The 26817-nt window shown below is 42.5% G+C and carries 20 protein-coding genes; 7 read left to right on the top strand and 13 right to left on the bottom strand.

Annotated features, from left to right (window positions below):
- The first annotated feature begins 104 nt into the window (after window positions 1-104).
- Window positions 105-992, top strand: coding sequence for a LysR family transcriptional regulator (locus tag Q0788_RS09625; RefSeq protein ID WP_095570662.1), 888 nt, complete (start codon window positions 105-107; stop codon window positions 990-992).
- A gap of 148 nt (window positions 993-1140) precedes the next feature.
- Window positions 1141-1305 carry a TIR domain-containing protein gene (locus tag Q0788_RS13905; protein WP_367179722.1) on the top strand — a complete coding sequence of 55 codons (165 nt, stop codon included), beginning with the start codon at window positions 1141-1143 and terminating at the stop codon, window positions 1303-1305.
- A gap of 659 nt (window positions 1306-1964) precedes the next feature.
- Here Q0788_RS13905 and Q0788_RS09620 read toward each other — a convergent pair.
- From Q0788_RS09620 to recG, 6 genes are all read right to left on the bottom strand, one after another.
- Entirely contained in the window at window positions 1965-2966 is a 1002-nt protein-coding gene (locus Q0788_RS09620) for an NAD(P)-dependent alcohol dehydrogenase (protein ID WP_298810114.1), read from the bottom strand.
- Between the two features lie 302 nt (window positions 2967-3268).
- A complete protein-coding gene (locus Q0788_RS09615; protein ID WP_298810113.1) occupies window positions 3269-4204 on the bottom strand; it encodes an EamA family transporter in 936 nt (311 codons plus the stop codon).
- An 89-nt stretch (window positions 4205-4293) separates the two neighbouring features.
- The gene (locus tag Q0788_RS09610; protein ID WP_298810111.1) at window positions 4294-5004 is read right to left on the bottom strand and encodes an AraC family transcriptional regulator; all 711 of its coding nucleotides are present in this window, start codon (window positions 5002-5004) and stop codon (window positions 4294-4296) included.
- Window positions 5005-5088: 84 nt separating this feature from the next.
- Window positions 5089-8178, bottom strand: a complete 3090-nt coding sequence (locus tag Q0788_RS09605) for an efflux RND transporter permease subunit (protein ID WP_298810109.1) — start codon at window positions 8176-8178, stop codon at window positions 5089-5091.
- On the bottom strand, window positions 8175-9467 hold the full coding sequence (locus Q0788_RS09600) for an efflux RND transporter periplasmic adaptor subunit (protein ID WP_298810106.1): 1293 nt from the start codon (window positions 9465-9467) through the stop codon (window positions 8175-8177). Before Q0788_RS09600 ends, Q0788_RS09605 begins: the two co-directional genes overlap by 4 nt.
- A gap of 524 nt (window positions 9468-9991) precedes the next feature.
- Window positions 9992-12343, bottom strand: coding sequence for an ATP-dependent DNA helicase RecG (gene recG / locus Q0788_RS09595; RefSeq protein ID WP_298810104.1), 2352 nt, complete (start codon window positions 12341-12343; stop codon window positions 9992-9994).
- Between the two features lie 279 nt (window positions 12344-12622).
- Between recG and Q0788_RS09590 the strand changes: the two genes are divergently transcribed.
- Window positions 12623-13627, top strand: a complete 1005-nt coding sequence (locus Q0788_RS09590; RefSeq protein WP_298810102.1) for a patatin-like phospholipase family protein — start codon at window positions 12623-12625, stop codon at window positions 13625-13627.
- A gap of 174 nt (window positions 13628-13801) precedes the next feature.
- Here the strand turns inward: Q0788_RS09590 and Q0788_RS09585 are convergent, their stop codons facing one another.
- Window positions 13802-14389 (bottom strand): hypothetical protein, encoded by a 588-nt coding sequence (locus tag Q0788_RS09585; protein WP_298810100.1) that lies wholly within the window; start codon window positions 14387-14389, stop codon window positions 13802-13804.
- 398 nt (window positions 14390-14787) lie between these two features.
- Between Q0788_RS09585 and argA the strand changes: the two genes are divergently transcribed.
- Window positions 14788-16110, top strand: coding sequence for an amino-acid N-acetyltransferase (gene argA, locus Q0788_RS09580; RefSeq protein WP_057762129.1), 1323 nt, complete (start codon window positions 14788-14790; stop codon window positions 16108-16110).
- A 140-nt stretch (window positions 16111-16250) separates the two neighbouring features.
- Here the strand turns inward: argA and Q0788_RS09575 are convergent, their stop codons facing one another.
- Window positions 16251-16982: an FKBP-type peptidyl-prolyl cis-trans isomerase gene (locus Q0788_RS09575; RefSeq protein WP_057762133.1), complete on the bottom strand. Its 732-nt coding sequence runs from the start codon at window positions 16980-16982 to the stop codon at window positions 16251-16253.
- Between the two features lie 456 nt (window positions 16983-17438).
- On the opposite strand from Q0788_RS09575, the gene Q0788_RS09570 reads away from it, so the two are divergent.
- A complete protein-coding gene (locus Q0788_RS09570; RefSeq protein WP_298810098.1) occupies window positions 17439-19103 on the top strand; it encodes a mechanosensitive ion channel in 1665 nt (554 codons plus the stop codon).
- 143 nt (window positions 19104-19246) lie between these two features.
- Here the strand turns inward: Q0788_RS09570 and Q0788_RS09565 are convergent, their stop codons facing one another.
- Window positions 19247-20698: a hypothetical protein gene (locus tag Q0788_RS09565; RefSeq protein ID WP_298810096.1), complete on the bottom strand. Its 1452-nt coding sequence runs from the start codon at window positions 20696-20698 to the stop codon at window positions 19247-19249.
- Between the two features lie 298 nt (window positions 20699-20996).
- On the opposite strand from Q0788_RS09565, the gene Q0788_RS09560 reads away from it, so the two are divergent.
- Window positions 20997-21779, top strand: coding sequence for an SDR family NAD(P)-dependent oxidoreductase (locus tag Q0788_RS09560; protein ID WP_057762139.1), 783 nt, complete (start codon window positions 20997-20999; stop codon window positions 21777-21779).
- 179 nt (window positions 21780-21958) lie between these two features.
- Here the strand turns inward: Q0788_RS09560 and Q0788_RS09555 are convergent, their stop codons facing one another.
- The 3 genes from Q0788_RS09555 to Q0788_RS09545 form a co-directional block, all read right to left on the bottom strand.
- A complete protein-coding gene (locus Q0788_RS09555) occupies window positions 21959-22654 on the bottom strand; it encodes a lysophospholipid acyltransferase family protein (protein ID WP_298810093.1) in 696 nt (231 codons plus the stop codon).
- Between the two features lie 165 nt (window positions 22655-22819).
- Entirely contained in the window at window positions 22820-24706 is a 1887-nt protein-coding gene (gene parE, locus Q0788_RS09550) for a DNA topoisomerase IV subunit B (protein WP_298810091.1), read from the bottom strand.
- A gap of 110 nt (window positions 24707-24816) precedes the next feature.
- Complete coding sequence (locus Q0788_RS09545) at window positions 24817-25485, bottom strand: YqiA/YcfP family alpha/beta fold hydrolase (protein WP_298810089.1); 669 nt, start codon at window positions 25483-25485, stop codon at window positions 24817-24819.
- 199 nt (window positions 25486-25684) lie between these two features.
- Between Q0788_RS09545 and Q0788_RS09540 the strand changes: the two genes are divergently transcribed.
- Entirely contained in the window at window positions 25685-25945 is a 261-nt protein-coding gene (locus tag Q0788_RS09540) for a DUF1289 domain-containing protein (protein ID WP_165596742.1), read from the top strand.
- A 37-nt stretch (window positions 25946-25982) separates the two neighbouring features.
- On the opposite strand, the gene Q0788_RS09535 is transcribed toward Q0788_RS09540, so the two are convergent.
- Entirely contained in the window at window positions 25983-26291 is a 309-nt protein-coding gene (locus Q0788_RS09535; protein ID WP_298810087.1) for a hypothetical protein, read from the bottom strand.
- Window positions 26292-26817: the final 526 nt, after the last annotated feature.

Genomic DNA, 26817 nt, shown 5'->3' with positions numbered 1-26817 from the left:
AGAATATAAACGATAGGGACTAATCTATATGATTACTTGTCTTTTGATAAATGCTATTATCCTTAACCATATGCATAAATTGCATAATGTTAGAGGAAGTAGTTATGAATATTGAAAGTAAATGGCTAGAAGATTTTCTTATTCTTGCAGAAGTTAGAAGCTTTTCAAAAGCAGCACAAATCCGAAATATGACGCAACCGGCATTTAGTCGTCGAATTCAATCACTCGAAGAAACAATAGGCTCGCAACTCATTGATAGAAGTAATGTGCCAATTAGCCTCACTCCTGTAGGTAGTGTATTCAGAACATCAGCTAGAAACTTAATGGGACAAATAACAGAGACGATAAACCATTTGAAGGGGCTATCAAATCTTGATGGAAGAGTAATCAAGGTTGCGGCGGCGCATTCACTAGCTAATAGTTTTGCCTCTAAATTGCATGACATTGCATCAGATATCATAGGATCTTCAATTTTGAATATTGAGGCTATCGATGTAGATCGTGCGATCGAAGCTTTGCAAGATGGTGAGTGTGACATATTGCTTTCATTTCATAATGAATTATTGAACCTACCACCCTACTTATCATTACTTATTGGTGAAGCAAAATTATTACCGGTATCCGCCTGCGACAATAAAGGCTTACCACTATATAAGTTTTCAGAAGAAAAGCCCTGTCCTTATTTATCGTATAGTCGCAATTCTTATATGGGTAGACAAATTGAAAAAGTTAGGTCGAAAGTAAATCTTAATATTGTGTTCTCTTCATCAATGACAGATTTGTTGAAACAACAGGTAATAAACGGAAAAGGTATTGCTTGGCTACCTGACTATGCTATAGAAAAGGAACTTGAAACAAAGCAACTAACAATTATTGGTAATTATGAGTTGGTCTTACCTATTTCTTTTTATGCATATCGCTATCAGGCCCGTTTACATGAGTCAGGAGAACGGTTTTGGAATGAATTGGCAAAATTACAAGTAGGTGAATGATGTCTGTAGAATTAAATCACCTATGTTATTAGTTCAGCAAGACTATTGATTAGATAGGAGATATCTTTCTTATGAATACTTCTACAACCAATGACCAACCTACAATTATCTATTTTAGGTTCACTGTATAATGTAGAAAGCGGAAACAATTACAACCTCTAACTTCGATTTAGCTATTATGAGCGGTGATAATATTGTGATTTCAAAAAATGAAGAGTTCCCCGCTACACGCGATAACACTATATTTGAATTAGGGTTATTCATGGGGGTTTTTGGAAGACAATGCACTTTGATAGCTATTCTTACAGGTTAAGAGTCAAAACTTGCAAATGATCTATAAGGCCTGACCCCACTGAACTACATAGGTAAAGGAAAGCATCTCGACACAGGTAACTTGGTAACTAAACTCGTAAAAATCATTAAAGAACAAGGGGTTAAATAATGATCGTTCAAATTACCCATTTAGTGGACAGTTAATAACGGGCTTTTTTAGCATCAAACTAAAAACATTGATTTTAAATTAACTTTTCGAAATAGTAAGTATGATACTTTATTACTCGTAAACGCACTAAGCTATTGTATTATCACTTTTCAGTATGATACTTTATTATTTTTAGTGTTAATTGACGAGTAGTAAAATCAATACTTTACGATCATATCAGTATGATACTTTATTACTTGCTGACATCTGAAAAAAGACAAGTATTTACCCCTGCTATTGTAAACTCAGTAGCAGGGGTTTTTTATAATTTTAAAACGACCTACTAGCAGTTTAGAAAAAAGCAGTAAGAACTACATCAGTAAAGAATCAAATAAAAACACTTAGACCCAGTTCCAAATAATTCGCATGTATTAAAAACTGGTAGAAAGTAGAATTTTAATACAAAAAAATAGTGACACTCTATCTATTAATTAGAGTATCACTATTATTGTGCTTATTTAGTGGCTACATTGAGTTGCCTGTAACGACGTTTAGTCTCTTTCTAGCACCACTCTATAGCGAGCATTACCACTCTCTAGTCGCTCAAATGCTTCATTAATCTCAGACATTTTGTATGTTTCAGTGACTGGCTGAATATTATGTCGCGCAGCAAAATCTAGCATTTTACGTAGCGTCGCTGGTGAGCCAACTGGCGAGCCTGATAGACTGTTTTGAGCCATAATAATTGGTGCAGCCGATATTTCTAATGGTGCTTCTAGCAGTCCAACAAAATGCAGCTTACCTTTTGGTCTTAGCGTCTTGATCACAACATCCCAGTTCATATCGACGTTCACTGTTGAGATGATTAAATCAAAAGAACCTGCAGCTTTTTCAATTTCGCTATCGTCTCTTGAGTTTAGTGAATGGTGAGCGCCCATCTCTTTTGCTTCTTCCATTTTTGATTCACTGGTAAATGCCGTCACTTCACAGCCCCATGCATTGGCAAACTGCAATGCCAAATGACCCAAGCCACCAATACCAATCACAGCCACTCTAGAAGTTGGTTTGATGTCGTACTGCATAAGTGGGTTGAATACTGTGACACCGCCACATAACAGTGGTCCTACCGCGTTAAAATCAAGCCCTTCAGGTATCTTGATGACGCTAGTATCTTTTGCGCGTACTTTATCTGCGAAGCCGCCGTGGTTACCAATGATCGTACCTTCTTGCTCAGGGCATAAGTTGTGGTCTCCATCGATACATAGATCACAAACGTTACAATACCCTTTGTGCCAGCCAAGTCCGACTTTATCGCCCAACTCTAGATGCTTAACGTGCTTGCCTTTATTGAGGACTTTACCTGCAACCTCATGCCCACCGACAAACGGATATTGAGTCATACCCCATTCGTTTTGCCACATTGACAAATCACTATGGCAGATACCGCAGCTATGTACTTCGATTTCTACTTCATGATCGCCTAGAGCACCTGGGTCATATTCATAAGGCTCAAATTTGCCACCTTTCTCTTTTGCTGCATATGCATTAATCATAGTTATTCCTTATTTTCTAATTTTTTTAGAGGTTAGTTTGTAGAGATTGGTTTATCGTTCTAATAGCTACTTATCTATTAGTAAAATTAAAATAGCGCTATAAGAGATAAACAATTTCTTCAATTAATTTGGTTGGACAGACTATAGCAAAGACTGACCCAACTAATCCATTCAACTTACCAGTTTTAGACTAACGTCATACAAAGAGTCATACTTAGCAGGCAATCACTCATCAAAAATACTGCTTATCGTCAGAAATATTGCTTTGTTACTTATGTTACTTTGTTGCTTATATTGTTTGATTACTTATATAATGCATGTCTTCTTGGATAACCTGTTATTTTTGGCGTCTTCATTACCTGCAATAAAAGACAGATTATCATGAGTGACATTCCTAGCCAGCCGATAGGAGAGAATGTTTCACCGATTATAATGATAGCCAATATAGTGGCCACGATAGGTTCTAATAACGTGATAAGCGTCGCTTTGCTCGCCTCAATTACTCTCAACGCTTGACCAAAAAGTAAATAACCAAAGAACATCGGCGCAATTGCCAGATATAGGGCAACGCTTATATGTTTTGCATCTAAAAACAGGTTTTCCCCTGTTAATAATAATGATGGCAACAATAAAATCGCCGACAGACCAAACATACTGGCCATCGCTGATTTCGAGTTTACCCCATTCTCTATCATTTGACGTGCTGTCCATGAGTATGTGGCATAGGCCAATCCTGCAACTAACCCTAACAACACGCCTAGTATTCGATTATTTGCTTGTGCGTTTATATCTAAATATTGGGTTTTCCCTAAAGTCAGAAAAATAACGCCAACCACACCAAATATAAAACTTACCACCCATCGACTAGTGACTATTTTATTGCTAATCAGACGCTCCATGATAACAGTGAAAAATGGTGCACTAGCAATTGAGATCACTGTACCAATAGCGACACCAGCCAATCTCATAGAAGAATAAAAAGCCAAAGGATAGATAGCAACGCATAGGCTACCAATGAATAAGAGACTGGGTTTAGAAAGTAGTTTCTGTCTATCGCTTAATAAATTATTCTTAGCATTCAATACTAGCAATACACCGCCTATCCCCATCGAAAACGCACCAACGGCTAATGGACTAACGTCAGGTATAGAAGCAGACGCTGTACCTGTCGTTCCCCAAAGGACACTGGCAGCTATCACACATAAAATAGCACTTAGACTAGATTTATTCTGCAGCATAGTAGCTACCTCTAACGTTATAATGAATAACATTATTATAGAGAGTTATAGACTACTGTTTTTGCAGGTTGGACGGTTTGTATGTCTGGTTAGACGTGTTTTAATTTGGAAGGGGCAATACCGAAATATTTAGAAAAGCGGCGGCTAAAAGCACTAACATCCGTATAACCAACCAGTTCGGCTATGATAGCGACAGGTGAATCAGTATGTAGTAACAAAGCTTGAGCCTTTTGCATTCTGATCTTTGTAATGTACTCAGTGACGGTTTGGCTTGTTTGCGATTTGAAGTTCTTTTTAAACTGTGTGGCACTGAGACAAGAGATATCCGCCAACACTTCGACAGAAAGGTTTTTAGCAAAATTGTGGTGAATATATGCGACGACTTCTCTAATTCGAGCGTCATATTGCACAAATAGATTTTGTTGTTCTAGAAGTTTATAAAAGGTATCAAACATCAACTTCTCGACTTCAGGGTTGATTTGATACCTTAACTGACTTTCTGAAAACTCCAAAAATACCAACAATGGCGCACTTATAGAAAAGACAATTTGTGATGAATGAAGCACATTTTCTGGCAATAAATCTGTATCCACAACGATAAACTTTGCATTCTCTTCAGCGCTAAAGTAATGCTTTTCATTTGTCTTAACCACAACACATTCGCTTGGGATAACTTTTCCAGTATAGCTCCCAACTTCGATATTTATTGCACCTCGCAAAGGCAAAACAATCTGATGAAAGTCATGAGAATGCCCTCTAGTTTGACGAGTATATGACCTAATTGAGAGCGTGTTAATCATACATCGTTTTCCAGATTGCTATTATTGTGTCGTGTCTTGGCTCATTAATTGGTTAGCTATTTGGCTCTCTATGAGAAGTAACTATTAGGGGTCACTAGGCTTACCATGTGGAGCCAGCCATTTAGCAAACCATCCTGATAGGTCATCCATCAAAGTATAGACGACAGGAATAACAACCAAGCTCAATAGCGTAGAGGTTACCAGACCACCCAGTACCGCTGCTGCCATCGGTCGCCTAAAAGTAGGATCTGCATCGCCCCAACCAAATACCAATGGCAACATACCTGCACCCATCGCAATAGTTGTCATGATAATAGGCCGTGCACGCTTGCGACATGCATCTACGATAGCCTCAAAACGCGCCAGCCCTCGGCGCTGGGCAATCAATGCATAATCGACCAATAGAATAGAGTTTTTGGTCGCAATACCCATGAGCATAATAAAGCCAATCATCGAAGGCATCGATAAGCTGCTATTGGTAATCACCAAGCCAACAAACGCCCCACCGATCGATAGAGGTAACGCCATCAGAATGGTAAAAGGCTGCAACAAACGGCCAAAAAGTAGAATAAGTACGCCTAAAATACAAACCACACCGACGGACATCGCAATGATAAAGCCACTAAAGAGGTCTGCCATGTTTTCGGCTTGGCCTTGATCGATGATGGTAATTGCAGGCGGCAGTTGCTGCATGGTCGGCACTGCTTTGACCGCTTGCACCAAATCGCCAAGCTCGCCACTCGCAGGTTGTACCGTGATACTAATAGCACGCTCTCGATCCAATCTGCTAATTTGTGCAGGCCCAGTGCCAAAGTCTAGCGTAGCAACCTCACCGACGCGCACACCTTGACCGGCAGGCATAGTGCTCGGCACGTACAAACCTTCTAGTTGGCTAACATTTTGCTTAGCCACATCAGGTAGACGTACGACGATTGGTACTTGGCGCGTATCAAGATTGAGCTTGGACAATTGCTGTTCGTAGTCGCCTACGGTCGCCACACGTAAAGTCGTAGCGATATCTTGCGTCGTGACCCCTTTATCCGCCATTGCCAATCTATCTGGCGTTACCGTTAGCTCTTGGCGTGGTAGACTGCGATCACTGGTCACAGCGCCTGCACTTGGTAGCCCCCGAATCTCAGACATGATTTTTTGTGCAGTTTGTTCAAGCAGTTGCGGATTGGTACTAGTCAATGAAAAGTTATAGCCACTTTCACCACCACTCGATAGCCCGACTGTAAACCGTGCTCCTGGCACTTCTGTCATTAGCTTACTAATTTTGCGCTCTATCTCTTGCTTGGTGCCTCGTTCTGCACGCGGGGCAAGTACGATATCCAAGCCTGCGATGTTTTCAGCCTTACCGCCGCCACCATCCGACGCACCCATTGATGCCTGCGCCTCTCCCACTGAGGTAAAGATATTGGTCACCTCAGGCATGGCTAAAATGCGAGCACTTGCTAGCGCCGCCACACGCTCAGTATCTGCCAACGACACGTCAGGTGTCAGCTCAATAGCCACTCGAGTTTGATCGATATCATTATCAGGGATAAATGACGTGGGTAACAGCTTAACCAGAGCTAGCGATGCTACAAATAAAACAAGCGTTGCACCCATGGTTATCCAGCGATGATGTAGGGTCCAAGACACAATCTTAAGATAGTACTTCATCATCGAGCTTTGTTTTTCGGTGTGCTTTTTCTCAGGTCGTAAGATATAAGCTGCCATCATAGGGGTAATCAGGCGCGCTACCATCAGCGAGGCAAAAATTGATAAGGCAGCCGTCCAACCAAACTGACGGAAAAACTGTCCAACGATACCGCCCATAAAGGCCGTTGGTAAAAATACCGCAATCAACGTAAAAGTAGTCGCGACAACGGCGAGACCGATTTCATCAGCAGCTTCCATCGCCGCTTCATAGGGTGTCTTACCCATGCGTAGATGGCGTATGATGTTTTCGACTTCAACGATTGCATCATCGACCAACACCCCAATGACCAACGACAATGCCAGTAATGAGATGATATTAAGACTAAAGCCAAACAGATACATACCCAAAAAGGTTGGAATGACTGATAACGGCAAAGCGACCGCGGCAACGATAGTCGCTCGAATATTGCGCAAAAACAGGAAGACTACCACTACAGCCAACAGCCCACCTTCGATGAGCATTCTTAATGAGGCTTCATAATCTTCTGCAATGGGTGTGGCTCGGTCATAGACTTTTTCAATACTGATATTACCGACATCAGCTGTCAGTTTAGCAAGCTCTTCATCAACCAGTTCCATCACATCGACTTCACTGGCACCGCGCGATCGAGTGATGTTAAATGCTACCACTGTTTTACCATCTAGCTTAGCAATCGAGCTTGGATCTGCTGCGCCGTCAGTGATTTTTGCCATACGACCTAAAGCTTGTGTGCCTCCTGTAGGGACAGCCACTTGCAAATCGTTTAGCTCATTTGCTCGCTCAACGGCACCGAGAACACGGATGGTCTGAGTGGTATTGCCAACTTCCGCTTCCCCGCCAGAGCTGTCTTGCTGGATACCAGCGATTTGCTGCGATAATTGCGAAATAGAAAACTTCAGACCACTTAACGCAATTGGGTCAGCAGCAACTGTGATTTCACGCTGCAACCCGCCAACACGGCTCACGGTACTAACACCTGGTATATCAGATAGCCGCTTGGTAACGGTATCATCAACAAACCAAGATAGATCCTCCACGCTCATATTTTCAGCAGCGACAGAGTAAGTAACCACTGGAAATCCAGCAGTAGAGACTTTGGTAATAATAGGATCATTAGCCGCAGCTGGTAGATCACCACGTACTTCACCGACTGCTGACCGCACATCGTCTACCGCTTCTTGAATATCTTTTTCTAAGGTAAATTCAGTGGCAATGGTCGCCGCACCCGTCTGTAGCGTGGTGCGAATATGACTCACGCCTTCGATACTGGTCAGTTTGTTTTCAATCTTTTTGGCGATATCGTTTTCGAGCTGTGAGGGCGCAGCACCCGGTAGCGTCACCGTGACTACCACCGCTGGCAAGTCTATATCCGGAAACTGCTGGACTTTCATTTTCATGAAACCGTAAATGCCGCCCAACGTCAGCAGCACAAATAGTAAGATAGCAACGAGCGGGTTCTTTATCGAATAAGCGGAGACGTTTAAGCTCATGGCTGTGCCTGCACTGGCTTACTGGTTTGAGTTACACCATCAATAACGCGCACTAGGTCACCATCATTTAAGAAGCTACCGCCCTGTTTTACGATACGACTGTCACTTGGCAAGGGCTCTAACACTGCTACGCTCTCGCCCAATCGCTCACCCAATGTGACTCGCTGCTGCTTGATACGTCCCATTGATCGATCGTCTCGAGTAGTCGATTCGGTAACGAGCATCACATAATCATAACCATCATTACTGACCACGGCGCTATTAGGAATCGTTTGCGTACTGGTACTTCCTAATAGGAATTCGCCTGTTTGATACATGCCTGCACGTATCTTTGAGTTGGCAGCTAGGCTGGCATAAATCGTAATTTGGCGGTTGTTGTCTGCGGTGGGTGCGATGCGGTTTACTTGCCCCATCACAGTATCACCACCCGGTAGACTGACTTGTACAGGCGTACCGACGTTGATATCACCGATAAGCTTAGGATCTATATCTGCTCGCCATTCCAAAACCCCGCCTTTAATAATCGTAAATAACGGATCCCCGCCTGCCACTTGACCGACTTCTACCATTCTTTCACTGATAATGCCGCTGACAGGAGCGACGACTTTTGCATTCTCTAACGTTAAACGCTGATTACTCAAACGAGCTTTGGATGCTTGCAAAGAAGCTCTGGCACGTACTTCCGAGGTACGGTAGCGGTCGGCTTCTTGTTTGCTGATGGCATCGATATCGATCAATGGCAGCACACGTGCAGCATCAGCGCTAGCATTGGCCAGGGTGGCTTCCGCTTCTGCGACATCCGCTTGCGCCTGTAGCACTTGCTGCTCCATAGCATCCGTATCAAACACGGCTAAGACCTGACCCTCTCTGACCCGGTCACCTTCTTCGACCAAAATACGCTCGATAGCTACACCATTGACTTTTGCACTGACGTTCGCAGTATCTTTAGCATTGATGGTTCCATCGGCACTGAGGGTGCTGCCGATATCATCTTGGCTTGGACTGACTGTTTCTACTGAGAGTACTGATTGCTCAATACTGGCATCGCTACCAGTTGCCTGATCGTTTGCGACAGAATTAGAAGTTGCTGACTCATCTGTAGCTGCATTACTATCATTGCCCCAATACTTGCCAAGCAGCACCCCTATCACTAGCACGGCTGCCAACACGGGCCACAACCATATTGGTGGTTTTGCAGATGGCCTTTTAGATACAGTATCAGTTTGACGATACGGCGGCAACTCAGATTCAGCTGACGGCTTAGAATGGGTTTCTTCAAAATCGCTCATGATAACTCTCTGTAGGTACAGTCAATATTGAAATACTCGATATAGAATGACTAAAAATCTCAATCATTCACAGCAATAATAAAAAGTGGCACGCAATCGAAGCAATGTTTGGACAGCCTGATATATGGCTATGAGCGTTACTTACAGCGAGTATTACGATGTTCTCTAAAGCACTGTTTATTATTATAATAGTTCATCAAATTATCGAGAATAGCATATATTTAGCCATCATCTTATTTTTATATATAGGGTCTAGCGTTCATAAATTTAATTGAAACTTAGACCGAATATCTGTGCAATGTTCAAGGCATATCGACCGATTTAAAGAAATAAGAGCGCATGTAGTCAATCGCTGAATCTCTGATGTATTCAACGGCTGACTATGGATGGAGTGTTGTCTATAAATAATTTTAACCTTGCGGCCATACTGTTTGATTATATCCAGAGCTAGGTTCGATGACATACTGAACCTACTTGCCGATACCGATACTAAGCACTGATTACTAGACACTGGGTACTAAACGCTAGGCATTGGTATAGCGACTTGCCTCAGGCATCCAGCGATGAATCAATTGACTGACATCTGTTTTTCGCGCAGGGTCTGCTATCAAATGCTTAGCTAACCGCTGAGCAATAGCAAATAATTGCTCATCACGGATCAGATCAGCCAGATAGTAACCAACGTTACCCGTTTGACGTTTACCTAACAGCTCTCCTGGCCCACGTAGCTCTAAGTCTTTTTGAGCAATGACAAAACCATCGGTACTATCGCGTAGGACATTTAGTCGCTCAGTACCTGTCTCTGATAGCGGCTTTTGATATAACAGTACACAGAAGCTTTTAGTCGAGCCACGTCCGACTCGCCCGCGCAGCTGATGCAATTGTGATAGCCCTAAACGCTCCGCATTTTCGATAACCATCAATGACGCATTGGGCACATCAACCCCTACCTCGATGACAGTCGTCGCAATCAATAAGTCCAAATTACCTGCTTTGAACTCTTGCATGATGGCTTGCTTATCGGCAGACTTCATCTTGCCATGTACCAGTCCAATACGAATATCTAGACGTTCATTTAAGTCCTCATAAGTAGCTTCAGCTGCCTGCGCATCCAATACGCTAGATGCCTCTACTAGTGAGCATACCCAGTACGCTTGCCTGCCCGCTTCGCAATTGATCGCAATACGTTCTATGACTTCATCGCGTCGATTGCGATCGATAGTTACCGTCGTAATTGGCGTACGCCCCGGTGGCAACTCATCAATGATTGAGGTATCCATATCGCCATAGACACTCATTGCTAAGGTTCTTGGAATCGGTGTTGCGGTCATGATTAGCTGGTGCGGGGTGCTATTAGCCACGCCTTTATTGGTCAATGCCATGCGTTGCTCAACACCGAATCGATGCTGCTCATCAATGATAACCAAACCTAACTTAGCGAACTGAACTTGCTCCTGAAACAGTGCATGAGTACCGACCACCACTTGCACGGTATTTTCTGCAACCGCTTCCAAAGCTTCGCGGCGCTGTTTGGCCGTTTGCTTACCTGCGAGCCAACCGACACCAATGCCCAATGGTTCAAACCATTGCTTAAAATTCAGTAGATGCTGCTCTGCCAAAATCTCGGTCGGTGCCATTACCGCTACCTGCCAGCCACTATCGAGCGCATAACCTGCCGCCCCTGCTGCCACCAACGTCTTGCCAGCACCCACATCTCCCTGTACCAGTCGTAGCATCGGAATTGAGGTCGCCATATCCGCAGTAATGTCTTTCATCACTCTTTTTTGCGCACCCGTTAAATCAAAAGGCAATGCAGAAAATAGCTTATCAGCAAGAGGACTATTGGTAGTGCATTTGGGTGCTTTATGCTGATGTAGCTGCTGGCGACGATATAGCAAACTGAGTTGATGCGCAGTCAATTCTTCAATAATCAAGCGCTGGCAGGCAGCATGCGTACGAGCACTGAGTTGAGTGAATAGTTTGTATTGCTGAGACGCACTGGTATAAGTAGGCGGCGTATGCAGCAGTACCAATGCTTCAAATATCGTTAAATTATAGACATTGTGCTGAGCAATACTGGCAGCGACATTATGTATGTCATTATCTGCCTGATAGGTAGAAGGATTGGGCTTGTATACGCTATTGCCAATCGCATTATCAGGCACACTGCGTGCTAACGTCGAAAAAATATCTTCGGTATATTCGGCCTCTGACACCGCTGATTTGGATGGCTCAAAAGGCACTAATGGCAAATCAGATACAACTGCAAAATCTTCAGCCGTAAACAATGTCATCGGCAGACCTTGGCTCCGAACCGTTTGCAATGCCAGTTTAATTAAAGTGCGCAGCTTGTTTTGATGTAAGCCTTTGACAGTAGGATAAATAGGCTGCAATCCCGTATCGGTCATGACTGTATTATCAGTGATAATTTGATATTCAGGATGATGTATCTGCTTACCGTAGCGGCTGACTTTGACCTCACCAAATAGCTGTAAGCGCGTTCCCAAATTCATGGTCTGTACCAGACCACGATAGACCTTAAAAAACCGTAACGATATCGTACCCGTATCATCGTCCACCGTCACAGTCATCCCACTGCGCTTAGTATCGACATGGACGATATGACCGGTAATTAGCGCTGACTGTCCATGCTCTACATCGGCGATTGATACCAGTCGACTACGATCCTCATAATCACGAGGCAAATGTAATAGCAAATCGAATATCCGCTTGATATTCAATTGCGCCAACTGCTCTGCGACTTTTACCCCTACACCTGCTAGTGCAGATACTGGCATATCTAGTGCTGATAGCGGTATGTCAGATCTAAAGTGATCTGACGAGTTGGCTGAGGCATGACTCTCCGATATTGGCATTAAAGATCCTAACAATATTATTTTTAATTTTCGTATGCTAAATCGAGCATTTTTAATAGGCTGTACATGATGACTTGTACCACAGAGTAGCGATAACGATAGTACATATAAAAATTCGACTCATTTCATTATAGCTGACAATACAATTGCTTATGCTAGGCTATTTAGTAAAATAGCATCTATACAGTCCATCTACTATAGACAAACCGCTTCTTCTCATCATACCAATAACTGATGTCTAATTTTTTGAATTCTGGCAATTTCATAAGGTGTTTTTCTATGCTTATTTCTATTTTGCCTCGTCAGTTTCGTCACAACCTAATTCGTCATAATCTAAAATTACTGAGGTTGAGCTTAATACCAATTCTCGGTTTGTATATTAATGCGTGTAGCACGTTGCCATCGACTATTCCTGCCACACCAGAGCCAGTTATTAAGGCCCCTACTGTCGCACTGGTATTGGGTGGTGGCGGTGCAAAAGGGTTTGCCCATGTGGGCGTCATCAAAGCTCTAGAGGAAAACGGTATCAAACCAACATTGGTGGTCGGTACGAGTGTAGGTAGCTTGATCGGTAGCTTATACGCCAGTGGTTACACACCTGCACAGCTTGAGCAATTGGCACTGACCACTACAGATAGCCAGCTCACAGACTTTACCTTGTCCAATCAAGGTTTTATCGAAGGTATTAAGTTAAAAAACTTTATCAATAGTAAAGTGAATGCGCGTGCCATAGAAGATTTCCCCATTGCTTTTGCGGCAATCGCAGCAGAGAAACACACACTAAAGAAAACAGTCTTTACCACTGGCAATGCTGGGCTTGCCGTACAAGCGTCCTGTAGCGTACCCAATATTTTTATTGCCCCGCGCATTCCTGAAAAGGTTGGTAAAAAATATATCGATGGCGGTGTGGTCAGTTTAGTACCCGTAGATAGCGCCTATGACTTGGGTGCTGATATTGTCATTGCTGTAGATGTGACGGGAGCTCAAGGCAATGGTAGTACTAATAATCAAATACCGACTATGAACTCATTGAGTGACTTTTGGGGCTTTCTAGAAACCAATATTCTAGCTACCAACCTGCCTGCTAAGCGCTCCGCATCAAGTCAGAATGAGCGGGATCGAGCGGATATTGTTATTACTCCCAATGTCGGTCGTAACAGTTCGATAGATACTAGGCAGCGCCGCAATTTAATACAAGCAGGCGCTCAAGCAACAACGCCACAAATCAATGCTATTAAACAACTTATCCAAGAGAAATCTGGTAGCAAATATGCCACGCTGTAATTGATTATCATCAATTACTTATCAGTAAAATCATCAAACGCCCTGACACACCATAAAAAAGCACCGCAGCTATAAACTGTGGTGCTTTTTTATTGATAGCTTTCAGTACTAAATGGATAGTTTTCAGTGCTAACTACATCAATGCTAGCTAAATTCTAGTCCCAAAATTCAGGACTATTTAACGCGCGCGCGGTATTTTACAGCGACGGTATCATTTAGACCTACACCTTCTAAGTCCCAACGTACCGCTTTATAGTATTTAAGCGCGACGTCTTGTAATTGATTATCAACTTTGGTACGTAATGGCATACGAGCAAAGTTATTGCCATCTACACTGCCATACGGGAATTCAGGAGCAACCGTTTTTAATAGTTCTACCTGCTCTGGGATACTCATCGTAACGGTCATTTTACGTACGCGATCTGCATTGGTATTGGTAAAGTACCCTTGATATTCCAATACATTACCTGACTGTAAACGCGTGTTTGTATCTACAGGGACGAGTACTTCTTGACCATTGGCATCAACGCTGACCAACGACGCCGTAATTCTGCTGTTGACCGCTTGAGCACTTGAATTGCTGCTCTTGTTGGCATTTGTGTGAATAGCCATTGAGCTATCAACCGCTTGCTCTGGTGTTGGTAGCATCGCTGAGGCTTGTGTAACTACCATTGCACCGATGAGCGTACCGGCAACAACGTGAAATAAGCGGTGGCCGCTCCAAGCACTGAACGGGCTAGCAAACTGGTTACTTTTTTTCATGATTTTCATTATCCCTGGTTGATATATCGGTAAAACACAGATGGTGCAACTTAAGTTATTTTTATAATTTGTTCAACAGATAAAAAGCATTACGATGTATATAAGATATCGCTGTGAAATAGTTCATGCAATCTATGAAACACATGAACTCACTTATCTAACCTGATTATCTTCGCTCAGCATCTGTAAAGCAATAGCGCTTAGCATAACAAAAAGCATTTGTACGTACATTAACCCAGTGTTGAGGTTGTGTATATCAGCGATTGGCAATCAGGATGCTTGAATACAGCTGAAATAAAAGATAGCTCATAACCGCGTTTTTTGCTATGGTAAATCTTTAGCGTTAGGCATTTTTTTGCTGCGCCCCTTTTCTTATTCTAACGACTACTGCTCCCATTATGACTACTAGCTCCATGCCCCAGATTAACCCTGAATACGTCCATTGGTTCCGTAACTCTGCACCCTACATTAATACCCATCGCGGCAAAACTTTCGTGATCATGTTTGGTGGTGAAGCGGTCAATCATGCGAACTTCAGCACACTTATTCATGATTTTGCCTTGTTGCATAGCTTGGGTATCAAGCTAGTACTGGTACACGGGGCACGACCGCAAATCGAAAAGAACTTAAAAGACGCTAACATTGAATCGCCGCTACATCAAGACATCCGTATTACGCCACGTGCAGCGATGCCATCTATCTTACAAGCCGTTGGTGCTATTCGTTTACAGATTGAAGCTCAGCTATCAATGGGGCTGGCCAACTCTCCGATGTATGGTTCGCGTATCGATGCGATATCTGGTAATTTTGTGACAGCGCGCCCATACGGTATCCGTGAAGGTATTGATTACCAAATGACGGGTGAAGTGCGTTCTATCGATGTGGAAGCCATCAAAAACAACCTACTTCATGACCATATCGTTGTACTAGGCTCGATGGGCTATTCTGCAACTGGCGAAGTATTTAACTTATTGGCGGAAGATGTGGCCCTAAGCGCTGCTGTAGCACTCGGTGCTGACAAGCTTATATTCTTAGGTGAAGAAGCGGGTATCAACGACGATGATCGTTTATTACGTGAAATGATTCCTAATGAAGTTGATCGCTTCTTACGTGATCGTGATTTAAATTGCGAAATCAATTATTTCTTGAACTGTGCAAGCTTGGCCTGTCGTCAAGGCGTCCATCGCACGCATATTATCTCGTATGCCAAAAACGGCGCATTACTAGAAGAACTATTCACACGTGATGGTTCTGGCACGCTGATTAGCCATGATCCTTATGAAGAAATTCGCCGTGCAAATATCGATGACGTGGTTGGTCTTATTGAGCTACTGTCACCTCTAGAAGAACAAGGCATCTTGGTCAGTCGTTCACGCGAGCGCTTGGAGCAAGAGATTGATAACTATAGTGTGATTGAGCGTGATGGTATGATTTTGGGCTGTGCAGCATTGCATACGCTAGATTCAGAGTCAGCGGAAGTTGCCTGTGTTGCCGTGCGCCCTGAGTATCGTAGTGGTAGCCGCGGCGCAGATTTACTAGCGTTTCTAGAACAGCAAGCGCGTAGCCATGGTTTGTACAAGCTATTTGTTTTGACCACTCGTACCGCGCATTGGTTCGTCGAGCAAGGCTTCGCTGAGGTTGAAGCCAGCGCTTTGCCTGAAGCACGTTTAGAGAAGTACCATAATGGCCGTAACTCTAAAGTCTTTCAAAAGAATCTATAATTTATCGCCAACTTGATATCGTCTTTGTAAGGTCTATATCAATCTAAGGTAAAATATTAGTCGTAAAAAAGCCTTCATAACTATATGAAGGCTTTTTTGTAGGCTAAGTACCTAAATTAAACAATATTTGCTTTAGATACTTATTTTACTTTTAATAGCTCAACAGTAAAGATAAGCGTGCTGTTAGGCTCGATACCAGCGTTACCCGCTTCGCCATACGCGATGTCTGAAGGGATATAGAACTCGTATTTTCCGCCTTCTTTCATCAACTGTAAACCTTCAGTCCAGCCAGCGATTACTTGGTTTAGTGGGAACTCAATTGGCTCACCGCGCTCATAAGAGCTGTCAAATACTGTACCATCAAGCAATTTACCTTCGTAGTTTACTTCCACCACGTCAGTTGCTTTTGGTGATTTACCAGTACCTGCTTTGATAACTTTATACTGTAGACCAGACTCTGTTTGCTTCACGCCTTCTTTTTTAGCGTTTTCTGCTAAGAATGCAGTACCAGCGGCTTTGTTTTCTGTCGCTTTGGTTTCCATGTCTTTAACAAACTGCTCTTCTTGCTCTTTTTGATAGTCCATCAATACTTGTTGCATTTGCTCTTGGGTCAATGCTGATTCATTGCCTTCGTAGCCATCACGGAAGCCTTTTTCAAAAGTATTTAGGTCTAGATCTTTGACAGCGTCTTTGTTGCCTTCTGCCATCATGAAACCTAAGCTATAACCTACTTTTTCACTAGCTGAGCTTTGTTCAGTAATGGAAACGCTTTGAGCGGCTGTTTCTTGATTGCCATTGTTGGTGCTACAGCCTGTTACTAACAACATAGCGCTAGCAAGTGCACTGACGCCTAAAGTAGTGATTTTTTTCATAAAGTACTCTCTAATTGTAAGAATAGTGGCGAGATGTCACATTCCTCTATAATAACAAATCTTAGTTTTGGGAACCACGCTTTGCACGAAATTATCGGGTCAATGTATAGTCTATGTTAATATCTTCTATCATAATAACAAGTTATCACACAAATATAGTAACAGGTAAAGCTTTCTGTCTTTAAATCCATCAGTACATCAGCTAAGCTGAATTAGTTAAGGAGATAAGTAACCGAGCGTTAATTTTTATCAAAAATAAGCAGATATCCATAGCGAAGTCACTGTAATATAAATAAGAGATACTGCTGATAATAATTTATGCTCAAAAACGATAATATCTCTATATAACTGATTCTAAAAATACTATTTATGACAACCATCTGTATGTCTTGCTCACTAATCGCTGTATGAACATTGTTTTTGGCGAGTTATATAAGATGCTTCAAGGAGGATAAGATGAACCCAATGTACACATCTTTTAACGGCTATCTCGGTGGACCTATCGGTTCCATCATTGGTGCTATTTTGATATTCGTTATTGGTTGGCTAGTAGCCCTTGGTATCGCAGCATTGGTACGCGGCGTACTCTCTAAAGTTAATCTCAATCAACGTATGAACTCTTCAACTGGTAAGACCTACGACCTTGAAGGTATCATCTCCAAAATTGTTTTCTGGTTTATTTTCATCATTGCTATCTCAGGCGCACTTAGCCAATTAAACTTAAACTCTATCTCAGCACCATTCGCAAATATGGTTAATCAAGTATTGGCATTTATCCCTAATCTTATCGGCGCTATCGCACTTGGTGTGATTGGTTGGGTCGTGGCTACTGTTGCACGCACAGCGATCAACGCAGCTCTTGCGAAAACCTCTATGGATGAGCGTTTAAGTGCACAAGCTGGTGTAAAACCAATGAGCAGCACGATTGCTGATATGGTTTACTGGTTCATCTTATTGGTTGTATTGACCATGGTACTTGGTCAATTAGAGCTTGATGGCTTGTTCGCTCCATTAACTAATATGGTCGACAAAATCTTTAGCTTCATCCCTAATATCTTGATCGCTGGTGTAGTCTTCGTCGTTGGTTATATTATTGCCAAAGTCGTACGCGGCATCGTAACCAATCTTGTTTCTACTTTTAATGTACAAGAATTGGCATCAAAAGCAGGTTTAAGTGAGCAAAACAGCTTACCTAACATTGCTGGTTCATTAGCATTTCTTGTGGTTATCATTCCAACCATTATTGCTGCTCTAAACGCACTAAAAATCGAAGTAATTGCTCGCCCTGCGACCAATATGCTTAACAAAATCATGGAAGCATTGCCAAACATCTTTATGGCAGTCGCGATCCTAGTAGTAACTTTCTATGTTGTACGCATGGTTGCCAACATCATCAAAGGTCTGATTGAGAACACTCAAATCAATCAATTACCTGCGAAAGTTGGTCTACAAGAAACCATGGGCGATAAGAAAGTCTCTGACCTAGTTGGTTATGCGATTATCTTCTTCGCTATGCTATTCGCCGCTATTGCAGCTGCTGACTTGTTAGGTTTCGAGCCTATCTCAGCTATTATTACGATGTTTATCGCATTCGGTGCAAACATCATCCTAGGCGCAATTATCCTATTCATCGGGTTCTGGCTTGCCAATATCATTGCAGGTGTGGTTGAACGTTCTGAGCAAGGTTCACAATTCCTAGCAAACATCGTACGTGTATTAATCATGGGCCTAGTATTAGCAATGGGTCTAAAAGCGATGGGTATTGCCGATTCAATCGTTAACCTAGCATTTGGTCTAACACTAGGCGCGGTAGCCGTTGCCTTTGCTCTATCATTTGGTCTTGGTGGTCAAGAAGCTGCAGCTCGCTTCCTACGTAAAATGCAGGACAAGATGGACCATGAACGTACTGAAGCGAAAGCAAAATCTGCGCTACAGCCAAGTTCATCAACTCAAGAAAAGGTTGCTGATTCAGTTCGTGAAAACACGCCGTCTGCTGCTAGTACACCTACCACTGATTTACGTACCGATGTAGTTGATACACCACGTGTTGATACTAATGACATCTACAACAGTGATGACGTACTTCCTGGTAGCGGTCTCAATGACGATATCAATAAATAAGTATTTTTGATTGTTTAGTTTAGATACGAAAAAGACAGCCTAGGCTGTCTTTTTTTATGTCATTAATTATATTAATAAATCTGTGGTTATTGTTATCGAAGCTCTTAGTATAAAAGTTCATTCAAACAATTTCACGCTACAATCTACTGCTTATCTTTTCGCGCTGGAATCGTCAAGCTCATCTGTACTTGAGGTAATTTTTCTTTTTGCGCCTTCGCAGGTTTACCATCTTCCACGCTACTAGCAGGTGGCATATTTTGCTTATCTAACTCCTGTTGCTTTAGCTTTTGCATTTGCTTAGTAAGTTGGCGCTCCCTTTGAGTCATCGCATCGACTGGCTGAATCCACAAATCAATATCGAAAAAATTCTCATTATTCTCAGTGATAAACTCAATACCAAGCACGACTACATGATGTAGTTCAATAATTGGCAAACGCGTGGCAACGTCCTGTGCGATCTTCGCTAGCTTTGGTTGGACAGCGGATTTGCTATTGGGTCCTTTTGGCTCTTGACCATAAAACACCAGTACATAATGTCGTCCCAAACTTTCATAAGAATGTTGATGTACCACATAGCCGTCTTTTTGCAGTGCTGCGCTCTGTTTAGGGTGTCTATATAGCGTACGAATAAGCTCGTGACGTGAAAACAAAGATTCATCTAGCAATTGTCGTTGCCAGTGAGCGAGTGGTATTGCTGTTTGGTCGTCGTTATTAGCTGCGTGCTTTTTACCATACGTATCTATCATCTGCATACTTAGCTGAGACCATATCGTGGCCGCTTGTATCATATGCTGATGGTACATCTGAGCAGTTGAACTTTGGTTCTTGTAGGCAAGCGTAATGGCGACCAATGCTGAGTTAGGTTCGTCTTGTACTTCATTTTTGATGAGCGCATTGTCGACTACAATGGCAGGGGCAAACAAATCTGGGCTTTGTAAAAAGCGCTCAACCAAAGCGTCTTCTGACTCAAAACTTGGAATATGGTTTACAGCCGACTGCCTCAGCTGTTCTAAATGATAAGCCAAGAAACGCCACAACTCACATGGGGTTCGTACCGCTGCTGCTATCAAGTACCAATCATCCCAGCTAAAGACTTGCAGCTGCTGCATGCTTTCGCTCATGTCGACAACTAAGTCTTCTAAAAAGTAACGGACCCCAAAATTGTGTTTAAGTCGTTGTAGAGCACTGTTTGAATTATTTGCACTGTCACCGTTATCACCTTGATTAAGACGGATACTTCCTCCGACAAGCTGAATGTCAAAAATCATAGCTTCATAACCAACTGAAGTATTGTCTTCATTTTGAGTCGATAATGACCTGTACCACGTAAGTGCTGACTTGACCGCAGTCATACGTACAGCCTCAATATCAGCTGATTCTGTATCATAGGGTAGATATAGTGTCAGCTCCAACAGCTGTAATTTGCCAAGTGGTAACTGATATTGATAGTGACGAGCGATGTACTGAGCATTATATTCATGCTCAATCGTATGCATGCCTGCTAAAGTCACTGCCATAGCATCTGCTTGTAAATAACTGACTAGCTCAGTCGTCAGATAGCCCCAGTCGGGCATAGTAGTAATCGAATGGGACACAAATTCCAACCTTCTATTATCGTATGGTGAATATCGCACATGCCAGCTCGTAATAATAACAACATCATTATCGCGTATTACAAATATTTGAATGATGCAAAATTATGCTACATAAGCACTATCAGAGACAGTCGCTTTCAAAGCGATCACTTGTTATGATGATATCAAAGCAGTATTGCTTGCGTGCAAGTTTATAGATGACGAACTGTACTTAGTTATATTTATCGAAACCGTAGTCATTGAAATTTTAATTATCGAATTTTTAATGACTATTATATAATAATAAGGATTAAACATTATGAAGCGTTTTAAAGAAAAGACCGTCGTCGTAACGGGTGCAGGTTCTGGTATTGGCCGTGCAACTGCCATTCGCTTTGCCGAGGAAGGCGCTAGTGTGGTTTTAGTAGGACGTACGGCAGCAACACTAGAAGAAACTGCCAAAGAGTTGCCGCAAGATCGTACCTGGATTCATACCGATAATTATCTCATTATTACATGCGACATCAGTGTCCAAAGCCAAGTACAAGAGATGGTTGAGCGCGCTATCGACAAATTCGGCAAGATTGATATCTTGGTAAACAATGCTGGCAAAGCAACTCAAGGTAAGATCACAGAATTGTCTGCTGATGATTGGCGCTCTGCTATCGATGTAAATCTAAACGGGACCTTCTACGTCTCTCAAGCGGCTATGCCTCATTTGATTGCATCAAAGGGTAATATCGTCAATATTTCATCGCTCTCCGGCGTAGGTGGTGACTGGAATATGGCTGCTTACAATGCCGCTAAAGCGGGTGTAACCAATTTAACCCGTACATTAGCATTGGATCATGGTTCAGATGGTGTTCGCGTCAACGCGGTTAATCCAAGCGTCACTAAAACCGATATGACCACGGCTATCCAAGATAACGAGTCTAAAACGGATAAGTTCTTAGCCCGCTGTCCGCTTGGACGTTTGGCAACCCCAGAAGATATCGCCGCTGCCATTACCTTTTTAGCAAGTGATGATGCCTCCATGATTACTGGTGTCAATCTACCTGTCGACGGTGGTGTTAGCGCTTCTAACGGCCAACCACAGTTTTAGACTTTTGCACTGATAAACATCCAAATATTATTCAAAAAAAGCCCCTGATACCATCATATCAGGGGCTTTTTCAAAATTAATTATTAGAACTTAGTTGTAGACAACTTTGAGTTTTCGCACCTGTCATACAACCAATGATTTTAACTTAACTAATGGAACTAATATTTATACCATTTAGCTTATTCAGCTGCATTATTGATATCTTGTAGTGGCTGCGACAAACGCTCAAGGTGTCTTGGTAACACCCCTTTATATTGAGAATATATTTTTGGTAAGTCTGCTTCGATATCACCTGTAGGATAAACCAGCGACATAAACCGTATTTCTTTAGTATTGTAGTCCATCGCTACTGGCAAAATCGGTACACCAGCACCCACCGCTAAATAATAAAAACCTGTCTTCCACGACTCAGTATATTGCCGTGTCCCCTCTGGTGATAATCCCAAAAATAAGGGTTCACCAGTTTTGAACTTATCAATACTGGCTTGCAGCACAGAGCCTTTATTACCACGATCGATAGGAATGACCCCTATCCAATTTAATAATTGCGCAAATACAGGCACTTTAAATAGCGTGTGCTTGCCCATAATGCTGATTTTGATATCTAATGCAAACAGACTTGGAATCGCATAAATACCATCCACATTAGAAGTATGGGGCAGAGCAAGCACTACAGCTTGTGAGATATTTGGAATCTCGCCTACCGTACGCCAACCTGCTGCCTTTAACAGCGCAGATGCAATAACAGGCGCAAACTTATTACCACGCTTTGGAACCTTGTCTCCCAAATGCTTTTTGCTAAGTTTTGGGAGTACTTTGGAGCGCACAGGTTGAGAAGCAACAGACTTAGAGCGGTTAAAAATCTTCGGTATCATGACAGCACAATATAATGAAAGGTACTGACATAATACCATTAAGCCTTTGTGGCTAGGCTAAATTTTGCGTGCTTTTATTATGTGATAGATCGTTTAGCCATAAATATAAGTAATGACCTATCCCGATATTCTATACACATACTTCTCTAAATTTATTGCTAAGTGTTAAGAAATATTGGCCAAATCACCTTTACTCTCAAGCCATGACTTGCGATCAGAGGCACGCTTCTTAGCCAGTAGCATATCCATTACGCTATTGGTCAGTACCATGTCATCCATATCTAACTGTACTAGGCGGCGTGTATCACGGCTCATCGTCGTCTCACGTAGTTGCTCAGCGCTCATTTCACCAAGTCCTTTAAAGCGTGTAATCTGAGCTTTTTTATTGCCCGGTACGTTAGCCAAGATATGTGCAAGCTCCGGCTCATCCAGTGCATAGTGAACTTCTTTACCCACATCCACTCGGTACAATGGCGGCATGGCCACAAACAAATGACCCGCATCCACTAGCGCAGGGAAATGCTTCACAAACAGTGCGCAGATCAATGTCGCAATATGTAGTCCATCAGAGTCAGCATCCGCTAAGATACATATCTTGTCGTAACGCAGCTCAGACAAATCATCAGAGGCAGGATCGACACCGATAGCAATGGCAATATCATGAATCTCTTGACTTGATAACACCGTATCTGATGATACTTCCCATGTATTTAGGATTTTACCGCGCAGAGGTAATATCGCCTGATAATGACGATCTCTTGCTTGCTTAGCACTACCACCCGCAGAGTCACCCTCTACTAAGAACAGCTCAGCACCATCACGTAAATCACCACGGCAATCGGCCAACTTACCAGGCAATGCTGGTCCCTGAGTAATCTTTTTACGGGCAACTTTTTTGGCAGACTTTAGACGACGACCTGCTTTATTAATTGCCAATTCAGCGATTTGCGTACCCATGTCCGCATGCTGGTTTAACCATAGGCTAAAGGCATCTTTTGCCAATGTCTGTACAGCGCCCGCCGCTTCACGGCTAGATAAACGCTCTTTGGTCTGTCCAGAAAACTGTGGCTCAGAGAACTTCAGAGACAGGATATAGTTCACTCCGTCCCAGACATCTTCTGCGGTTAGCTTCACACTACGTGGTAGCAAACTATGAATATCACAGAACTCACGCAGTGCTTCTAAGATGCCCGTACGCAGTCCGTTGACGTGCGTACCGCCTTGAGCTGTTGGAATCAGGTTCACATAGCTTTCTTGAATCGGCGTGCCACCATCAGGCAACCAAGACAAGGCAAAAGTAATAGCAGCTCGTTCGCCCGCTTTCGCATCATAATTATAATAAAACGGTGCTTCAGGCAATGTTTCCAAACCATCTAATTGTTCGTTTAGATACTCGACCACCCCATCCGTAAACTGCCAAACGACCTTTTCATCATTGATATCGTCAGTGAATTCAATCGTCAGTCCAGCGGCCAAAACAGCCTTTGCTTTTAGATTGTGCTTGAGCTGTTTTACATTAAATTTGGGCGTATCGAAGAAACTACCATCTGCCCAAAAGTGTACTCTAGTGCCACGTTTACGCTTATTTGAGCTGACCGCTTCCGTTAATGGCGTAACTGGTGCACCATTTTCAAATGCCATGTCGAACTGTGTGCTATCACGCCATACCGTAACTTCAACGCGAGTTGATAGCGCATTGACGACAGAGATACCCACTCCATGTAGACCACCTGACACCTCATAATTAGAGGTCGAAAACTTCCCACCTGCATGTAATCGGGTCAAAATCAGCTCAATACCAGATTGACCAAACTCAGGGTGAATATCAGTTGGCATACCGCGCCCATCATCTTCGACAGACAACGATCCATCACTATGCAATTGCACCTTGATGGTTTTAGCATAACCAGCCAACGCCTCATCAACTGAGTTATCAATAACCTCTTGCGCCAAATGATTCGGGCGCGTGGTATCGGTATACATACCTGGACGACGACGGACTGGCTCAAGACCTTCTAAAACTTCTAATGATTGCGCATTATATTGACTCACAAATGCATCCTTAACTGTTCGCGTGCGTTTAATTCTATTAAACCATTATAACGAAAAATGGCGACGTTAACGTTAATACTCCATCGCTTACGTCATATAATGTCGTCTATTTAAGGTTGAACTAAATTCTGTAAGATATTCATCACCATGGGCAACTGCTCATCAAAGTCACTGAAGCGATGATCGCCACCTACTTGCACCGTTACCGATGCGCCATGACTTTGATAAAAACATTTAGACAATTCAGAATTCAACAACTCGTCGCCTTCTTTTAATAGCACAGCAACTTTATCGGGATAATTTACTGATAACAGCTGATGATCTGCAAACCACTGTAAATCTGCAGGCGTAATACTCCAGCCACCCGCTGTCGTATGCAGGACTTTGCTAGTAGATGACTCATTTAAGTTATCTTGACTTGATACTGATTGATTAGAGAAACGCTGTAAGGTGATATGGGGCTGGACACTAGGGTTAAGCAATAAAACTGGGCAACCTATCTGATTGCTTATCAAAGTGGAAAAATACCCACCTAGCGAGCTGCCGATTAATACTGTATTTGATAACTCAGTCTGCTTATCTGCTGATTTTCTATCTTCACCATTACTTAGCACTTCGATCAAAGACAGTAGTTGCTCACACACTTGAGCGGGGGTTTTATTTAAATCAGGACGCAGCACATTAATATCAGGATAATGAAGCTGGCAATATTTTTCTAACAACACCCCTTTGGTCGAATTAGCATCACTGTCCAATCCATGGATATAAATCAAGTTCACGTATCATCTCACTTATTAATTTTGTTATGATTATCTTATAAAGGCTATCAAAGCTAAGCATAGCACCCGCTAGACGGAAATAATAATAATAAAATGGCACACTAAATGGCACACTATTAGTCAGTATTTGCGACATAATAAGGTTGTACAGTGATTTTATGCAGGTCAAAGGAATGACGGTAGTCATTATGGAGGAGTCATGAATCAACAGTTTGAGCTGTTCGAGATTGCCAATCCATGTATTGGTCTTTGTCAAAGCAATAAGAAGGGTTATTGCTTTGGTTGCCTGCGTAGTCGAACTGAGCGCCAGCTATGGCATGACATGACGACAGAGCAGCAACGCGAGGTGCTAAGGCTTATCGCAGGACGTAAGCTGCGTATAGAACAAATGAGACAGCGTAAAGATGAACAGTTAGGATTCGATTTTGAAGAGATACCTGAGATAGGTGAATTATTTTGAAAAGTAATGAATCAGGCCAGACATACCAATAGTATCCTCAGAATGCATTAAATTTCGCTAAAATATATGCCCAATAACCTAATAGTAGGATCAGTAGTCCCCACGGTATGGCAAAACACCAATAATATAAATCGCTAGTAATAAATACGTAAAAATAAACAGCCATTCCAACACTGATTACAAGCGAAGCTGCATATCCGATCAGCAAGGTAAAAAGAATATTATTCTCAATTTTGGTTAAGCTTGGGCTTCCCTCTGCACATATATAAAAAAGAAACCCAAAAGCAAAAGCCCCGCCAATAGTAATATGCAAAAATGATATTAGAACTAGCAACCAAATCGACACGCATACTTCCTTATTAGTCTAATGACGGCTTTGTCTTTAATGTAGTGCTTTCTACAAGTTATAAGCGCTTCTAATAGAAAATAGCATACCTTCAAGTTTTTCTATAATCAATACTGCAATACGCTTGCTAGAATAAATTAGACTGAAATCAGTAGATCCGTCACCAAACCGCACACAAAGAAAAGCCTCCATCGCATGAGCGTTGGGGGCTTTATCTAGAATAGAGAGCTGACGAACGAGAAGAGCACCGTTAAGGAAAAGCATTACTTTGCTAGACAGCGCAAGAGCTATCTACAGGCATAGCCTTTCGTCTTGCGCTGCAGACGACTGTCTCCCAGACAACCGTTACTCCTTACTCACCTTTAAATAGGATTTGCTACGTAGGTCACTAGGAATAAAAGATAAAAAAAAGAGCCACCCAATTAAGGATGACTCTTTTTAAGTATAAGGAGCTGACGATGACCTACTCTCACATGGGCGAACCACACTACCATTGGCGCTACGATGTTTCACTTCTGAGTTCGGG

Origin of the sequence: uncultured Psychrobacter sp. (assembly GCF_947500265.1) — a bacterium.
In the GTDB taxonomy this organism is placed as follows: domain Bacteria; phylum Pseudomonadota; class Gammaproteobacteria; order Pseudomonadales; family Moraxellaceae; genus Psychrobacter.
The sequence above is the reverse complement of the archived record's forward strand: the minus strand, read 5'-3'. Positions and strand labels throughout refer to the sequence as shown.

Coding starts and splice junctions, on each gene's coding strand:
- Q0788_RS09625 (WP_095570662.1), top strand. CDS start 105: ATGAATATTGAAAGTAAATGGCTAGAAGATTTTCTTATTCTTGCAGAA.
- Q0788_RS09620 (WP_298810114.1), bottom strand. CDS start 2,966: ATGATTAATGCATATGCAGCAAAAGAGAAAGGTGGCAAATTTGAGCCT.
- Q0788_RS09615 (WP_298810113.1), bottom strand. CDS start 4,204: ATGCTGCAGAATAAATCTAGTCTAAGTGCTATTTTATGTGTGATAGCT.
- Q0788_RS09610 (WP_298810111.1), bottom strand. CDS start 5,004: ATGATTAACACGCTCTCAATTAGGTCATATACTCGTCAAACTAGAGGG.
- Q0788_RS09605 (WP_298810109.1), bottom strand. CDS start 8,178: ATGAGCTTAAACGTCTCCGCTTATTCGATAAAGAACCCGCTCGTTGCT.
- Q0788_RS09600 (WP_298810106.1), bottom strand. CDS start 9,467: ATGAGCGATTTTGAAGAAACCCATTCTAAGCCGTCAGCTGAATCTGAG.
- recG (WP_298810104.1), bottom strand. CDS start 12,343: ATGCCAATATCGGAGAGTCATGCCTCAGCCAACTCGTCAGATCACTTT.
- Q0788_RS09590 (WP_298810102.1), top strand. CDS start 12,623: ATGCTTATTTCTATTTTGCCTCGTCAGTTTCGTCACAACCTAATTCGT.
- Q0788_RS09585 (WP_298810100.1), bottom strand. CDS start 14,389: ATGAAAAAAAGTAACCAGTTTGCTAGCCCGTTCAGTGCTTGGAGCGGC.
- argA (WP_057762129.1), top strand. CDS start 14,788: ATGACTACTAGCTCCATGCCCCAGATTAACCCTGAATACGTCCATTGG.
- Q0788_RS09575 (WP_057762133.1), bottom strand. CDS start 16,982: ATGAAAAAAATCACTACTTTAGGCGTCAGTGCACTTGCTAGCGCTATG.
- Q0788_RS09570 (WP_298810098.1), top strand. CDS start 17,439: ATGAACCCAATGTACACATCTTTTAACGGCTATCTCGGTGGACCTATC.
- Q0788_RS09560 (WP_057762139.1), top strand. CDS start 20,997: ATGAAGCGTTTTAAAGAAAAGACCGTCGTCGTAACGGGTGCAGGTTCT.
- Q0788_RS09555 (WP_298810093.1), bottom strand. CDS start 22,654: ATGATACCGAAGATTTTTAACCGCTCTAAGTCTGTTGCTTCTCAACCT.
- Q0788_RS09540 (WP_165596742.1), top strand. CDS start 25,685: ATGAATCAACAGTTTGAGCTGTTCGAGATTGCCAATCCATGTATTGGT.